The following is a 15,814-nucleotide window of genomic DNA, read 5'->3' on the forward strand; positions in this document are numbered from 1 at the left end:
CAAGAGTAGGTCTTCCGTCAGTTCCTGTTTCCTTACAGGCCATTAAAGATGAAAGAAGGAGAGAGCTTGCAGGAGAAGGACACAGATGGTTTGATCTTGTAAGATGGGGCGATGCTCCTTCAAAGCTGGCTTTCAAAGGATTTGTAAGCAACAAAAACGAAATTTTACCTATTCCGTTTAATGAATTGCCTAATACCGCTTTAAAACAAAACCCAGGCTACTAAAACATGAAGTTTCACAACTTATATAGTTTCTTTTTTAAAGGTACTGCGCTGCTTTGCGGCGTGGTACTTTTTCCTGTATCATGTGCTTCGGTAAACGGAAACAAGGAAAGTAATGTTCAGTCTTGGCTGACCAAAGGTAATGAAAGTGTAAAATTACAGCAGCAGGCTCCCGTTAAATTTGTTAAAAATCCTAATGGCTGGCAGAATATTGAAATTGATGACACTCAAAAGTTTCAATATATTGACGGTTTTGGGTATACGCTGACAGGAGGTAGTGTTGAGGTGATTAACCGGCTTTCAGCCTCAAAAAGGAAAGCACTTCTGAATGAACTTTTCGGAAAAGATGAAAATTCAATTTCCATAAGCTATCTTCGGCTCAGTATCGGTGCTTCCGATCTCGACGGGGAAGTTTTTTCCTATGACGATCTTCCGGAGGGGCAGACAGATCCTACGCTTTCCAGATTTAGTCTGGCAAAAGATAAAGATCTGATCGCTATGTTGAAAGAAATCCTTGCAATTAACCCTGAAATTAAAATCATTGCAGCTCCGTGGTCTTCCCCGGTTTGGATGAAAGATAACGGAAAATCCAAGGGAGGAAGTCTCAAGCCGGAATTTTATAAGGTGTATGCAGAATATTTTGTAAAATACATTCAGGGAATGAAAAAAGAAGGGATTAGTATTGATGCCATTACCCCTCAGAACGAACCCCTGCATCCCGGAAACAATCCGAGCCTGTATATGCCGTCTGAGCAGCAAAGAGATTTTATTAAAGGTTATTTAGGTCCTGTTTTTAAAGCCAACAATATCAAAACAAAAATTGTGGTTTATGACCACAACTGCAATAAACCGGAATATGCCCTTGATATTCTGAAAGATCCGGAAGCCTATCAGTATATTGATGGGTCAGCTTTCCATTTGTACGAAGGAGATATTTCTGCTTTAAGTACGGTGCATAACGCTTTTCCTGATAAAAATTTGTATTTTACCGAACAGTGGACCGGTTCAAAGGGAACTTTTAATGAAGATCTCAACTGGCATGTTAAAAACGTTATCATCGGTTCTATGAGAAACTGGAGCAGTATCGCTTTAGAATGGAATTTGGCAAATGATCCGGAGTACAAACCTCATACAGATGGAGGATGTACAGAATGTAAAGGAGCAATAACAGTTTCCGGCCGTGAAAGTTTCACCAGAAATGTTTCCTATTACATTATTGCACACGCTTCTAAGTTTGTGCCTGCAGGCTCACAGCGTATTGCCTCTACACAAACGGAAACCATTTCTACGGCAGCATTTAAAACTCCTGCCGGAAAAACAGTGCTCATCGTTCAGAACGCAAACACTGCCGATGAAAGCTTTAATATCAAATATAACGGAAAGACCGCTCCCGTAACCTTATCAGGAAATTCGGCAGCGACTTATGTTTTTTAATTTAATATCATGAAAAAAACTTATTTCTTACTTGCAGTTGCAGCATTGGGAATGAATGTCTGCGGACAGAAATCAATTAATCAGAAAGTGGCAGAACTGCTGTCTAAAATGACATTGGAAGAAAAAGTAGGGCAGATGGTCCAGTACAGCGGCTTCGAATATGCTACCGGCCCCCAGCAATCCAATTCTGCAGCGGTATTGGAAGAAATAAAAAAGGAAAAGTAGGCTCTATGCTTAATGTAGCCGGAGCCGGTGAAACAAGAGCTTTCCAGAAGCTGGCTCAGGAGTCCAGACTGAAAATTCCTTTACTATTTGGTCAGGACGTGATCCATGGATACAGAACAACCTTTCCCGTCAATTTGGGACAGGCAGCAAGCTGGGATCTGGCGATGATAGAAAAATCAGAAAGAATAGCAGCCACAGAAGCTTCCGCTTACGGTATCCACTGGACCTTCGCGCCAATGGTAGACATCGCAAGAGACCCGAGATGGGGAAGAGTAATGGAAGGTTCCGGCGAAGATACTTATCTGGGAACCCGGATCGGCCTGGCAAGGATTAAAGGTTTTCAGGGTAAAGGTTTAGGAAGTCTTGATGCTGTTATGGCCTGTGCCAAGCATTTTGCAGCGTATGGAGCAGCCGTTGGCGGAAGAGATTACAATTCTGTGGATATGAGTTTAAGACAACTGAACGAAACCTATCTGCCTCCTTTCAAAGCGGCAGCTGAAGCAGGAGTAGCCACATTCATGAATTCCTTTAACGACATCAACGGAATCCCCGCTACAGCCAATGCATATATTCAGAGAGAACTTCTTAAAGGAAAGTGGAATTACAAAGGTTTTGTGGTGTCCGATTGGGGAAGTATCGGGGAAATGATTCCTCACGGATATGCCAAAGATGCCGGTGAAGCTGCGCAAAGAGCCATTCTGGGCGGAAACGATATGGATATGGAAAGCCGTGTTTATATGGCAGAGCTTCCAAAACTGGTGAAAGAAGGAAAAGTAGATGCCAAACTTGTGGATGAAGCAGCAGGAAGAATTTTAGCTAAAAAATTCGAAATGGGCCTTTTGATGATCCTTACAGGTTCAGCAACGAAAAAAGACAGAAAGAGCAGACCGATAATCAGGAAAACAGAAAATTCGGAAGAGAATTCGGTTCAAAAAGTATCGTTCTTTTGAAGAATAAAGGAAATATTCTTCCGCTTTCAAAAACTGTTAAAACAGTAGCACTCATAGGTCCTTTCGGGAAAGAAACTGTTGCCAATCACGGTTTCTGGTCTGTTGCTTTTAAAGATGACAGCCAAAGAATTGTTTCCCAGTTTGACGGAATTAAAAATCAGCTTGATAAAAATTCAACCTTACTGTATGCAAAAGGCTGTAATGTAGATGATCAGGACAAATCTATGTTTGCAGAGGCCATAGAAACAGCCAAAAAAGCAGATGTGGTGATCATGACTTTAGGGGAAGGCCATGCCATGAGCGGTGAGGCGAAGAGCAGGAGCAATATCGGTTTTTCAGGAGTTCAGGAGGAGCTTTTGAAAGAAATTGCTAAAACAGGAAAGCCAATCGTATTAATGATCAACGCCGGAAGACCTTTGATCTTTAACTGGGCAGCAGATAATATCCCGGCAATAGCTTATACATGGTGGCTGGGAACTGAAGCAGGAAACTCCATCGCTGATGTTCTTTTCGGAACAGTAAACCCGGGCGGAAAACTTCCGATGAGCTTTCCAAGAACTGAAGGCCAGATTCCTGTTTATTATAATCATTACAATACAGGAAGGCCTGCAAAAAATAATACGGACAGAAATTATGTTTCCGCTTATATCGATTTAGACAATGATCCTAAATTTCCTTTTGGGTATGGGTTAAGTTATACAGATTTTAAATATTCTGATATGAGCTTAAGCTCTGCCGATCTTAAAGGAAATCAGACTTTAAATATCAGCGTAACGGTTTCCAATACCGGGAAATTCGATGGTGAAGAAGTCGTACAGCTTTACATCAGGGATCTTTTTGGAAAAGTAGTACGCCCTGTAAAAGAACTGAAAGGTTTCCAGAAAATATTCATCAAAAAAGGAGAGAGCAGGAAAGTGGATTTCAAACTCACCCCGGAAGACCTGAAATTCTTTGATAACGACCTGAATTACGATTGGGAAGGTGGAGAATTCGATATTATGGTCGGAACCAATTCCCGGGATGTTCAGGCCAAAAGAATCAATTGGAATAAATAATTCAATAGGAGCGGGCTTTAGCCCGCTTAATGAAAAATATATAACGGCTTTAGCCAAAACCTAATGATCATATCATCCATGAAAATAAAATCCCGAAATATCATTCAGCTATGTACAGCAGGAATATTATTTTTTTCTGTTGCAGGCTGTGCCTCAAACAAAATAGAACCGGGAAAAAAACTGATCTGGAGCGATGAATTTAACGGAACTGGACTTCCGGATTCCTCAAAATGGAATTATGATGTAGGAGGAGACGGTTACGGCAATAATGAAGCCCAGTTTTATACAAAAAGCAGACTTGAAAATGCCCGGATGGAAAACGGAAACCTTGTGATTGAAGCCAGAAAAGAAAACTGGGAAAAGAACAAATATACTTCTGCAAGACTTTTAACCAAAGGAAAATTCTCCTTTCAGTATGGAACGGTGGAAGTGAGGGCAAAATTGCCAAAAGGCCGCGGAACCTGGCCCGCCATATGGATGATGAGCGAAAATATGAAAAAGTGGCCGGACGATGGCGAACTGGATATCATGGAGCATGTAGGATTTAATCAGGGATATGTTCATGCCTCAGTTCACACTAAAAAATACAATCATATTCAGGGAACCCAGAAGACAGATACAATGATTGTAAAGGACGTAAGTGAAAAATTCCATGTATATAAAGCAGACTGGACACCGGAGAAAATAGAGGTTTCCATTGACGGACAAAAGTTCTTTACTTATGAAAATAAAGAAAAAACCTATGAAGCATGGCCTTTCGATCAGCCTTATTTTATTATTCTAAATCTGGCGGTAGGCGGTTTCTGGGGCGGAAAAGAAGGAATAGACAACAGCATATTTCCGCAAAAATATTATATAGACTATGTAAGGGTTTATCAAAATAAATAATGAAGAGAGGGCTTTTTGCCCAAAAACAGAAAGAAAAAATTATGAAAAAACTAATTGTGAGCTGTTTGACAGTAGGAGTGTTTCTGAATGCTAATGCACAGAACTATTGGAAAAAGAATGCGGGAAAAACAGCGAAAGTCATTTTAACAAGTTCCAAGACCAATGAAAAGATGGCCGACAAAGGAATTTTTAAGTTTGAGAAATTCGGTCAGCCGAAGGAAACGGATGCATGTATTTTTGTAGATCCGGATTTTAAATACCAGAAGCTGATCGGGATAGGCGGTGCCATAACAGATGCCTCTGCAGAAACTTTTTATAAACTGCCTAAGAACAAGCAGAAAGAAATTATAGAAGCTTACTTTGGAAAAAACGGATTAGGCTATACGGTCGTTCGTACCAATATGAACTCCTGTGATTTTTCCAGCGATTCCTATACTTATGTGCAGGATAATGATACATCTTTAAAGACTTTCAATATCGCTCACGACGAAAAGTATAAAATCCCGATGATCAAAGAGGCCCAGAAAGCAATCGGTAAAGATTTTACATTTTATTTCTCTCCGTGGAGTCCGCCGGCATGGATGAAGTCCAATAAAAGCCTTTACAAAGGAGGAAGACTGGAAAATCAGTATTACCAGACCTGGGCAGATTATTATATTAAATTCATCAAAGAATACGAAAAAAAGGAATTAATATCTGGGGCCTGACCGTACAAAATGAGCCAATGGCCACTCAGACCTGGGAATCCTGTATTTATACTGCTGAGGAAGAAGGTGAGTTTCTTAAGAATAATTTAGGCCCGACCCTTTGGAAAAACGGCTACAAAGACAAAAAAGTAATGATCTGGGATCACAACAGGGACCTGATCTATCAAAGAGCAACCACCACTCTAAGCGATCCTGAAACCTCAAAATACGCCAACGGAATTGGTTATCACTGGTACGAAACCTGGAATAATAAAACCCAGCTTTTCGATAATCTCTCAGAAACCCAGAGAGCTTTTCCTGATAAATTCCTGGCTTTCACTGAAGGCTGTAAAGAACAGTTCAAAATGTCCGGAATTTATGATGTAAGCTTAGGAGAATTATATGGAAAGAATATGCTGAATGATTTCAATAAAGGAACCGCTCTATGGACCGACTGGAATGTACTGCTTGATGAAACCGGAGGTCCGAACCATGTCGGCAATTTCTGTTTTGCCCCTATCATTGCCGATACCAAAACAGGAGAAGTACATTACACCTACGAATATTATTATGTAGGGCACGTATCGAAATTCATTAAGCCCAATGCGCAGAGAATAGGAAACTCTTCCAACAGAGCCGCGCTTACATCCACGACTTTCATGAATGAAAACGGCCAGCTGGTTACTGTTATTATGAACGATTCCGAAAATGATATTGACACGAATCTCTGGATTGAAGGAATGTCTGCCAAGTTATCTGCACCGGCCCATTCTATCCAGACTGTTATCCTGTAACTTCATATTGATTATTTTTATAGAACCGGCGGCCTCTTCGAGGCCGCCGGTTTCCATTATAAGCAAAGTTCATTAACCTCTGAAATAATAAACTTTCTTTAAAATAAAATTGCGGCGTACCTTGGTACGCCGCAATTTTTACTGATATCTTTTATCTGAAACGATAATTAATTTTCAAGATCATATTTACTGATCACTTTCTGTGTAACTCCTGAACTGCTGAAACCACCATCATGGAACAGGTTCTGCATCGTTACTTTCTTGGTAAGATCAGAGAATAGAGTAACACAATAGTCTGCACATTCTAAAGCTGTAGCGTTTCCTAGCGGAGACATATCTTCTGCATATCCAAGGAATCCTCCGAAACCTTTCACACCGCTACCTGCAGTGGTCATAGTAGGAGATTGAGAAACAGTATTGACACGTACCTTTCTTTCACCCCAATAGTTTCCGAAAGTTCTTGCAATACTTTCAAGATAAGCTTTGTTATCAGACATATCATTATAGTCCGGGAATGTTCTCTGGGCAGCAATATAGGTAAGGGCCAAAATACTTCCCCATTCGTTCATACAGTCCTTCTCCCAAGCCACACGCATTACTTTATGGAAAGAAACAGCCGAGATATCCCAACCTTTTTCCAACCAGTCGTAATTCATTTCTGTATAATGTTTTCCTTTTCTAACGTTGATAGACATTCCGATAGAGTGAAGGATAAAGTCGATTTTGCCAAATTTTGCAACAGCGGCATCAAAAAGTTTTTCAAGATCTTCTACAGAAGTAGCATCTGCGGCTATCACCTCTGATCCTGTTTTTTCTGCTAAACCATTAAGTTCTCCCATTCTCAAAGCAATAGGGGCGTTTGATAAAATAAATTCAGCACCTTCTTCATGACATCTTTCTGCAACTTTCCATGCGATAGATTGCTCATTAAGGGCTCCAAAAATAATTCCCTTTTTGCCTTTAAGTAAACCGTATGACATAATTTTTTAATGTTTATTTTAAATACAAATGTAGCAATAATTTGTGTTTGCGACATAATAAAAATGGAGCCTTATTGATTTAAGACTCCATTTTCTTGAAAATATTTATATAACTGAAATTTTAATTGGTTTTCTTATTCCATTCTGCTTTTACATCCTCTGCAGCATCTTTGGTTTTTTCCCATGCTTCATTTGCTTTATCTTTAATATCATCCCAAGCATCAGCCGCATTATTTTTCACTTTTTCAAACCAGTCTTCCTGCTGGGCTTCCTCATCATTGTTTCTTTTTTCATTGATATAATCTTTAGCTCTGTCTGCAAGATCTTCAATTTTCCATTTCGCATTGTCTGCTGCATTCTTTAAAGAGTTTTCAGTGTTGTTTACTGCATTTTCCGCTTTGTTGTATTCTGAATTGTTCATAATGTAATATTTTATTGTTGTGTACCAGTAAATAAACAATAACTATTCCTAAAATCCGGAGCTACTGTTAAAGTTTTCTTAATCTTTTGTTATACTTTTCCAAATCACTCTTATCTTTATTTTAAAATTATTCTATGGAAAAAATACGCTGTGGCTGGTGCGAGAAAGATGACCTCTACCGGAAATATCATGATGAAGAGTGGGGACGCCCTCTTTACGATGATGATACTATTTTTGAATTCCTGATTCTTGAAAGCTTCCAGGCCGGACTAAGCTGGTACACCATCCTTTCTAAAAGAGAGAACTTCAGAAAAGCTTTTGATCATTTTAATTATAAAAAAATTGCTCTGTATACGGAAGAAAAAATTGAGGAGCTCATGAATGATCCCGGGATTATCAGGAACCGCCTCAAAATAAAAGCAACAGTAAACAATGCGCAGAAATTTCAGGAAGTTCAGAAAGAGTTTGGAAGCTTTTCAAAATACATCTGGGGTTTTGTCGGAGAAAAGCCATTGGATAACCGGCCTAAAGCATTAAGTGATGTTCCGGCCGTTACGGAAATTTCAGATGCGCTTGCCAAAGATCTTAAGAAAAGAGGATTTAAATTTATGGGATCTACAGTTGTTTATGCTCACATGCAAGCAACCGGAATGGTAAATGATCATATTGAAAGCTGTTTTACCAGAAATTAATGGATTTTATTTTATTCAATTTTTAGTGATGTTTTTTGTTTAAAATGTAATTTTAAAATTGTTTTTTTTGAAGGCTACGACCTATTACATGAGAACAGTAAAGGGTTGTAGCTCATTTAATAAGAAAGAATGTTTCAATTAATAGTGATTAAATAAGTGCTTATTCACTATTAAGTGTTTTTATTTGTGAAATTAATAAAAAAATAACCATTTTTTAAATAAATTCGTATATTTGCAGCCTCAAAAAAATAACTATTACTAATCAGGCAATGCATAATATCACCAGACTTCAACTGTTCCTTCTTTTTTTACTTTTTAATCAATTTATATACGCACAGGTGGGGATCGGAACTCCTAATCCTGATTCTTCTGCCATGCTGGAAATCAGTTCAAAAAACAAAGGAGTACTTTTTCCAAGCGTATCTTTACGATCAGTTACAGACCAGGTAACCATTCAAAACCCGGCTGAAGGACTGATGGTATGGAATAACGGAACAGGATCGCTAACGGACGCAGGTATTTATTACTGGAGCAAATCGAGATGGAATATGTTGTCTACTGGCACAGGCAACGGAACAAACGGTGGAAATATAGCTCCGCTTGCCGGATGGAATACTTCGGCTACCAACAGTGGTAATTATAGTGGAGCCAATACCAGTCTTTCTTTGGGAACCAATACTTTGGACGATCTAATTTTCAAAGTTAATTCTATCACAATGGGAAGGCTGGGAGTTAATAATTCAATAAGCTTTGGGAATGGAGCTAAGGCAGAACAAAACGGGATTGCCCTTGGTAATTCCAGTAGTGCCTACCAGGGAATAGCGATCGGAATGAATACTTCTGTAACAGCTAATGAATCGGTAGCGCTGGGTGCCAATACTCAAATTTCCGGTTATCAGTCAACAGCAGTAGGTTTTAATGCTAAGGTAACGGCAAATGAAGCTATGGCTGTAGGGAATAATGCTGAAGCGGCAGGTTTCCAGTCTATTTCATTAGGCTTTAATGCCAAAACAACAATGAATGATGCAACGGCCTTGGGAAAGAATTCTACAGCGTCCGGGTTTCAGTCTACAGCGGTTGGGTATAATGCAAAAACAAATTCCAACAGCGAAACCGCAGTAGGATATAATTCACTCACCAATAACCAGAATTCTACAGCAGTAGGGTCGGGTGCAAATGCTGTCGGTCAGTTTTCTACAGCAATAGGTTACGAAGCAGCAACTTCTCAGGCCAATGCAGTTATCCTTGGAAATAATAATGCCAATATTGGGATAGGGACATCAACTCCCAATACTTCTGCTAAATTAGATGTAAACGGCCAATATAAACTGGGCGAAAAGGGGAGTATACAGAAAAACCAGATCAGTTTTGAAGCCTGGCCATCAGTTTCTGTAAGTAATCTGGCACCCGGAAAATCCGTTACGCTTGAGATCCCTGTACCTGCAAATATGCAACCTGGTTCTGTAAGAGCAGCAGTTGTGGTTTCTCCGGCGGGCGATTTTGCCGGAAATACTTCTTTTTCGGTATCCAATCCAAGAATGACTTCTACTACGAGTGTTACGATCAATCTCACCAATATCTCAGGCGGAGCTGAAAGCTTGTATTCCGGACATTTTTATGTGATGATTAATGAGTTTTAAGCTGAATAAAGGTGATTTGATTTGTGATTTAATAAAAAAGGGTTCCAATTTGAAACCCTTTTATTTTATTCTTTTGATAATCTTACTACTTCATCATGCAGCTCCTGATCCCAGATAAACTGCATATCAAACTCTCCGTCTGATTGTAAGGTAAAATAGCTTTATTCCACTTGTTACTGCCATCTTCAGTTGTTATTTTGTGAAGCTCTAAAATATCAAATGTTAATTGAAAATCGAACTCATCAACATCAATTTGCTTTTTTCATTATTGCTGTTAATATAATTTCCTGTAAAACTGGCCATTTCTCCAATAGCTTCTATATTTAACTCTGCCTTAATCCATTCTTCTTTAATTACAGAATTAATATTATTGGCTATAGAGCCATAAATTTCGTCAACTGTCATAAATTTAAATTTTTAAGAAGCAAATTTGCAATGAGGTTTGCATTTTTTTGACTTTCAGCATTTTTTTGTCAATAAAACTTAAAAGGGTTTCAATTTTGAACCCCTTTATACTATTCTATTCTTTTGATAATCTTACTATTTCATCGTGCAGTTCCTGATCCCAGATAAATTCCATATTAAATTTGCCTTGTGCATTTAGATTAAAAATGGCCTTATTCCATTTATTACTATCTCCTTCTGTCGTAATATCGTGTAATTCTCTGATCCAATTTCTAATATCTCTGGAAATATTTCTTACAGATATGTTTTTTACTTCATTATTATCCGTTATATATTCTCCATTGTAGCTTACCACACCTGTTCCTACAACTTCGATATTTAATTTTGCCTCACTCCAACTTTCATCCTCTATAGCATTTACTATGCTTCGTCCAATGTTTAAATAAATTTCATCTACTGTCATAATATTTTAAATTTAGTTATTTGGGAAAGTTTTTATATATTCTTTACCATCTATTTTATAAAAAACTTCAATTTCAGAGGGTCTTTTACTTGCGCCCTCATAGATAGGGTTTATATCAATTTCTACTTTTTTTCCATCTCTTAGAGCTTTTGCCCAATCTTGTTCCATTTGTTTCCATGCGCCTTGGTTTAGTGATCCTTTCATGGGTACATAATTAATTTGTTCCCCAGCGCCTTTAAATTGATGACCTACTAAATGTCCACCCTCATCAACTCCTTTTGTTCCATCTTTTAAAGTTACGGATTTTCCTTGTTGATATTCATTTCTGCCAATTTTTCCTAATTCTAAATTTCCAGAAACTCTGTTTACCCTTCCAAGTTCATCTGTTTCATAAATTTTGTCCCCAACTTTATATTTAGAATTTGGTTTCAATGTTCCGTTCAATGCTTTATTCCAGTTTCCTTTTGAGCCTGGAGCTAACTCTATTATATCGTCTGCAACACCATCTGTAACCTTAGCAATATCCCCGCCTTCTTTTTTGGCGAGTTGCTCCATTGTTTCCGCAATTCCTTTTTTGGCACCGGCTTCTACTACATCATCTGCTCCTTTCTTCACGCCTTGTTCCACAGCTTCTGCGGCAACTTCTTTAGCGGTCTTTTCAACAACGGCTTCAGCTCCTTCTTTTAATACTGTTCTTCCGGCAGTTGCGGCCAATGAAGATCCCCGGAATATACCGCGGCTACTGCATCAGGAACAAATTCTCCTACAGTGGTTCCTATCTTTCTGGGGTTTTCGGCAACCCAGCCTGCTGCATTTTTGGTACCTTCCCAGGCTGCATTTCCGGCATCGGCCCAGTTTTGCCCGTCACTGGCCCAGTTCCAGGCTCCTTCTGCGGCATTTGTCCAGTTATCTCCTTTGCTTGCCCAGTCCCATGCATTTCCAAGCCCTTTGGTAGTGGCATTCCAGCCATCACTTACCATTCCGCCCAAAGCTTCAGCAGTACCCACAGGATCCTGACCAACCTGATAGATAGTTTCACCTAAACCAACAACTCCGTTTACAGCACCTTCTACCAATCCTGTACCCAGATCATTGAACCAGTCGCCGACCCCTGTTACAGGTTTCATCCAGTCGGGGAGCATCTGGTCCCGCATTTCACGGCTCTTTTATTTTGCTCCGCAACCCAGTCAAATCCCTCTTTAATATAGTCGGTGGGCATTTTTCCCTCTCCGACACCATATGATACGGCTGCAGCTCTGTCAAAGAAAATATTGATCTTCCCACCAAATATACAATTACAGAAGGAATCTTCCAAAAGCATCCTGCTGCCATTGATTTTTACCCCATCCTTTGGCTGCTGCCATCCTGTAATAATAGTCGGCAGACATGAAACTCCCGTTGACCATTTCAAAGGATTGGTGCAGAGCCCCATGGGTTTGATATTGAAAAAAGGAAGAAAATCCAGTTCTGAAGCCATGGGAACACTATATATGGTCGTGTTTTTATTGTTGCTGACCCTTAGGGTGGATGGACTTGTTCCTTTGTCGCAAGCTAAAAAGGCACCTTCGGGTACGTATTTTTTTGCCATAATGCGATGATTTAGAGGTTAATTTTATCTGAGCTCAGGACTACATTTTTCAATTTTCTGAAAATATTTTCCAGTTTATTCAGGTTTTCCTGGGTTTCCAGAAAAATCTTTCCCGGAACTTTCAACAGCTCCGAAACTTTACAATTCTTAATAGAACATATATATCCTTCTTCTGCATATACATACCATTCGCGGGTAGCCATAGCTTGCAGAATCCGCTCATCATCAAAGAGAAGATAATAGCGGTCGTTCTGAAAAACAATATCAAGCAGGGGAACGGTCATGAGCAGCGGCTTTTAAAATATTTTTTCTTCACGGTATAAGGTGCCGGGAATCTGTGCCAGGCTCATACACATGCTCTGTTCAGACCAAGGCCATTCTTCCAGCAGATAGCGTTCCATATAGTTAAGTTGAAGCAGTGTCGGTACGCGTGGACGATTTTTTAAAATACGGATCATAGCTGTTACTTTATCCTGTTCAAAATTATTTTCATCTATACTTCCTTTCACATCGATCTGATACTTTCCGTCTTCCAATTCTGAAATTCTTTCTTCAGTAGTAATAGGAACACTTTTAGCGGCAATAAAATTGGGAAGCTCACGATATCCGTTGATAATCTGGTTTTTCTTAAACTCCTTGAAATGAATACCCGGAAAAAGCAGCTGATAGGGCATTGCAAAACGCAGGGCTTCGGCAAGGCGGCTTCCGTCTTCCAAAAGTTCTTCTACCCCTTTAATAAAAATCTCGCGATACTTCTCGCTCCTGTGTTTCAAAATTATTTTAGGCTTTATTTCACGCCATTTATTCTGTATATCAGTTAAATTGATGATCTTTCCGAGCTGCCCGTTTTCATCCAGTGTGCATACTATTTTTTCTCTCAGTTCATGCAGATCTCCCACCCATTTGTACATTCCATCTTTGTTGGATTGCTTATATAGTGGCATTTCTACTGTGAAGACAGGTTTGTCATTTTCAATAGAAGATAAAGTGACTTTGAGTTCTGCTTCGATGTAGTTTTCGTTCCGGAGGCCCTGAAACTGATACCTTTCCTCTCTGAGAAAAGTATACTTACGGTACTCACCTTTATTTTCTATATTAACCTGCATGATTATCCTTTATTGATTTCCACATCGGCACCTTTAATATTGGTAGGTCCTGAAGATGAACTATTAATTTTGGTAGCGTTGGCATTGATATTATCATCAATCTTAATTCCGGGATTGGCACCGGCTTTTCCAAGTTCAGTTGTCGTTTTCCCTATGACTTTTACGTTGAGACCTTCTATGGTGATATCTCCTCCAGTCGTCATGGTAATTGAACTGCTTCCTGTTTTAATGGTGACCGTTGTATCGCATTCCAGGGTAATATTCCCTGAATTATCCATTTTGAACATGGAATTTGCCCCTCCGCCTTCTTTTCCACCTACATTAATAGCGCTTACACTGCCTACATTTACTGTATTATTATTTCCAACAGTTACTGTTTTATTATTATTCGCATGGGTCAGTGCATTTCCTGCTCCGTCAAATTTCATATTGGCTCCTCCCTGGTCAGTTAAAAATACAGAGCCTTCACCGTCATTAAGTTCCAGTTTATTACCGCTTCTGCTGCTCAGGCTTTTCACATTATTTCCTGCTCCGCCGCCTCCTCCGACTCCTCCGTGAAACATGCCTCCCATCACGAAAGGACGGTCAGGGTGCTGATGAACGAAATTAACAACCACCTGGTCGCCAACTTCGGGAATGGCCATAAATCCACGGTTTTTACTGACCTTATCACTGCCTCCTGCATCAGGGGTCATCACACGGATAAATTCTGTGGTATCCTGTCCGTTCTGCCAGTCAAACTGAACCTGTATACGGCCTTGATTTAATGGATCTGTATTGGAAATGACCTTGGCAAACTGCGGTTCTGCTTTTGGAACTTCAAATTCAGGACGTGGTATAAATCCTGTATCCGCTGCTATAGCTTCAAAATTTCCTGAGTAATATCCCCGTGCATCTACCTCATGACTGATTTCCGTGATCATGAGCTTGGTAAAATAGGCGGTCTGGTTGGTTGCAGATTTCCGCATTTCTACATCCGCGACGCATCCGGGATATAAAAATGGTACCGAAGTGCTTCCTGAAGTGATAAATACATTGACAGCCTTACTTCCTGCCGTTCCTTTTTGTGAGGCATCAATATCCATAAAGGTTGAAGCCTTGATAGGAGCTACCCTCAATGAAGGGGTCGTAAAGGTTGTCCTCGATATTTCATAGGCACGTTTGGCAATATCTGACTGGTGGTTTATTTTTGAGTTTCCTGTTGTAAGTTTTTCATTTTTGCTGCTGTTGTATCCATAGAAAGTAGGATTTACATGCTGGGCCCTCATTTTGATCTTAATGTCATGTACGCTGCTGCCATACACCAGCTGAACCGGCTTTTCCTGTGGAGGCAGTTTTCCGAAATGCAGCACTTCGCCATCATAATAAAACTGCTCCCCGTAAGCTTCTGCTATTCTTGCCAGATAATTGTAGTGGGTTTCTTCGTATTGTGAACTGTAAGAAACATTTCCGTGCTGGGAATCTACCCTGAAATCAAATTTATTGGAGCCAAGACCTTCTTTAATCACCCAGTCTGCAATACTGTTCAGGCTGATTTCCTGCCGTCCGCCAAAACTCTGAATATGCGGAGCTGCATCTAAAAGGACGGTAGGGCTGTTTCCGCTAAGCACAATGTTCCCCAAACTTCCCTTATCCTGACTGAATCCTACTTCTGTAATAACTCCCACGAAGTTTCTTTCAGGACTTTCCTCAACGTCTTTATATTTGAATACGACTGTGATCCTTTTACCCAGGAAATTCTGGGCCTGTTCCAGATTATGGTTTTCGGCACCTCCCAATGTATCATGGGCAAGGGTGAGATCGAATTCATGATGCTTAACAGCACTCTGAGTAAGTTTAAAATGTTTGAAATGCTTGATGATTTTACCTTCAATAATAATATCAAGCTTAATAACGCGGTTGATCCCTAAAAGCTCACTTTTGGGAATAGATCCGGCATTATGTATTTTAGAGGTTGGCTGTTCCGACCAGATTTTGCTTTCCTTTACCAATGGGGTATTCGGACCGGAAACCTGATTCAGAAATGTATTGCTGTAGGAGAGGGCCTGTCCGGCTGTCTGTACTGTTTTTTGAATTTTACTGTCGGCCTTTTTTACTGCTTCTTTACCTGCATTACTAGCTGCAGACTGCAGGTTGTCCAGATTTTTCCTGGATTTTGGACCTGGCTTTTTTGATGACTCACTATCTTGGAACATAACATATTTTTTCTGGGTTCAGTTTTAAAAACAGCAGTCCGGATTGCAGAGCTGCCTGAGGTCTTTCTTAT

The 15,814-nt window shown here is 39.8% G+C and carries 15 protein-coding genes and 3 pseudogenes; 8 read left to right on the plus strand and 10 right to left on the minus strand.

The window, feature by feature from the left end; translation table 11 throughout:
• Positions 1-26: 26 nt before the first annotated feature.
• From N4G44_RS08465 to N4G44_RS08490, 6 genes and pseudogenes are all read left to right on the plus strand, one after another.
• A pseudogene (locus tag N4G44_RS08465) lies at positions 27-224 on the plus strand (RagB/SusD family nutrient uptake outer membrane protein); the annotation flags it as partial.
• A gap of 3 nt (positions 225-227) precedes the next feature.
• The gene (locus tag N4G44_RS08470) at positions 228-1,655 is read left to right on the plus strand and encodes a glycoside hydrolase family 30 protein (protein WP_474925962.1); all 1,428 of its coding nucleotides are present in this window, start codon (positions 228-230) and stop codon (positions 1,653-1,655) included.
• 9 nt (positions 1,656-1,664) lie between these two features.
• Positions 1,665-3,885, plus strand: a pseudogene (gene bglX, locus N4G44_RS08475) (beta-glucosidase BglX).
• A 63-nt stretch (positions 3,886-3,948) separates the two neighbouring features.
• Positions 3,949-4,773, plus strand: a complete 825-nt coding sequence (locus N4G44_RS08480) for a glycoside hydrolase family 16 protein (RefSeq protein WP_474925965.1) — start codon at positions 3,949-3,951, stop codon at positions 4,771-4,773.
• Between the two features lie 170 nt (positions 4,774-4,943).
• Positions 4,944-5,995 (plus strand): annotated as a pseudogene (locus N4G44_RS08485) (glycoside hydrolase family 30 protein); the annotation flags it as partial.
• Between the two features lie 123 nt (positions 5,996-6,118).
• Positions 6,119-6,253, plus strand: coding sequence for a glycoside hydrolase family 30 beta sandwich domain-containing protein (locus N4G44_RS08490; protein ID WP_474928309.1), 135 nt, complete (start codon positions 6,119-6,121; stop codon positions 6,251-6,253).
• A 167-nt stretch (positions 6,254-6,420) separates the two neighbouring features.
• Here the strand turns inward: N4G44_RS08490 and N4G44_RS08495 are convergent, their stop codons facing one another.
• Together N4G44_RS08495 and N4G44_RS08500 are read right to left on the minus strand one after the other, a co-directional pair.
• Positions 6,421-7,233, minus strand: coding sequence for an enoyl-ACP reductase FabI (locus N4G44_RS08495; protein WP_474925967.1), 813 nt, complete (start codon positions 7,231-7,233; stop codon positions 6,421-6,423).
• A 121-nt stretch (positions 7,234-7,354) separates the two neighbouring features.
• A complete protein-coding gene (locus N4G44_RS08500; protein WP_040999076.1) occupies positions 7,355-7,654 on the minus strand; it encodes a hypothetical protein in 300 nt (99 codons plus the stop codon).
• A gap of 134 nt (positions 7,655-7,788) precedes the next feature.
• On the opposite strand from N4G44_RS08500, the gene N4G44_RS08505 reads away from it, so the two are divergent.
• Positions 7,789-8,346, plus strand: coding sequence for a DNA-3-methyladenine glycosylase I (locus N4G44_RS08505; protein ID WP_474925969.1), 558 nt, complete (start codon positions 7,789-7,791; stop codon positions 8,344-8,346).
• Positions 8,347-8,684: 338 nt separating this feature from the next.
• Positions 8,685-9,986, plus strand: coding sequence for a hypothetical protein (locus N4G44_RS08510; RefSeq protein WP_474925972.1), 1,302 nt, complete (start codon positions 8,685-8,687; stop codon positions 9,984-9,986).
• A gap of 222 nt (positions 9,987-10,208) precedes the next feature.
• On the opposite strand, the gene N4G44_RS08515 is transcribed toward N4G44_RS08510, so the two are convergent.
• The 8 genes from N4G44_RS08515 to N4G44_RS08550 all read right to left on the minus strand — a co-directional run bounded on the left by N4G44_RS08515 (position 10,209) and on the right by N4G44_RS08550 (position 15,743).
• The gene (locus tag N4G44_RS08515; RefSeq protein WP_474925973.1) at positions 10,209-10,391 is read right to left on the minus strand and encodes a hypothetical protein; all 183 of its coding nucleotides are present in this window, start codon (positions 10,389-10,391) and stop codon (positions 10,209-10,211) included.
• 115 nt (positions 10,392-10,506) lie between these two features.
• Complete coding sequence (locus N4G44_RS08520; protein WP_474925975.1) at positions 10,507-10,854, minus strand: hypothetical protein; 348 nt, start codon at positions 10,852-10,854, stop codon at positions 10,507-10,509.
• Positions 10,855-10,866: 12 nt separating this feature from the next.
• On the minus strand, positions 10,867-11,568 hold the full coding sequence (locus N4G44_RS08525; protein ID WP_474925977.1) for a DNA/RNA non-specific endonuclease: 702 nt from the start codon (positions 11,566-11,568) through the stop codon (positions 10,867-10,869).
• A complete protein-coding gene (locus N4G44_RS08530; RefSeq protein ID WP_474925978.1) occupies positions 11,538-12,008 on the minus strand; it encodes a hypothetical protein in 471 nt (156 codons plus the stop codon). Before N4G44_RS08530 ends, N4G44_RS08525 begins: the two co-directional genes overlap by 31 nt.
• Positions 11,978-12,442, minus strand: coding sequence for a DUF4280 domain-containing protein (locus tag N4G44_RS08535; protein WP_474925980.1), 465 nt, complete (start codon positions 12,440-12,442; stop codon positions 11,978-11,980). The genes N4G44_RS08530 and N4G44_RS08535 overlap by 31 nt, the downstream gene beginning before the upstream one ends.
• Positions 12,443-12,453: 11 nt before the next feature.
• Positions 12,454-12,726, minus strand: a complete 273-nt coding sequence (locus tag N4G44_RS08540) for a hypothetical protein (protein ID WP_474925981.1) — start codon at positions 12,724-12,726, stop codon at positions 12,454-12,456.
• 12 nt (positions 12,727-12,738) lie between these two features.
• Positions 12,739-13,548, minus strand: a complete 810-nt coding sequence (locus tag N4G44_RS08545) for a hypothetical protein (protein WP_474925983.1) — start codon at positions 13,546-13,548, stop codon at positions 12,739-12,741.
• 2 nt (positions 13,549-13,550) lie between these two features.
• Positions 13,551-15,743, minus strand: a complete 2,193-nt coding sequence (locus N4G44_RS08550) for a type VI secretion system Vgr family protein (RefSeq protein WP_474925985.1) — start codon at positions 15,741-15,743, stop codon at positions 13,551-13,553.
• Positions 15,744-15,814: the final 71 nt, after the last annotated feature.

Source organism: Chryseobacterium sp. GTID13, from assembly GCF_056172655.1.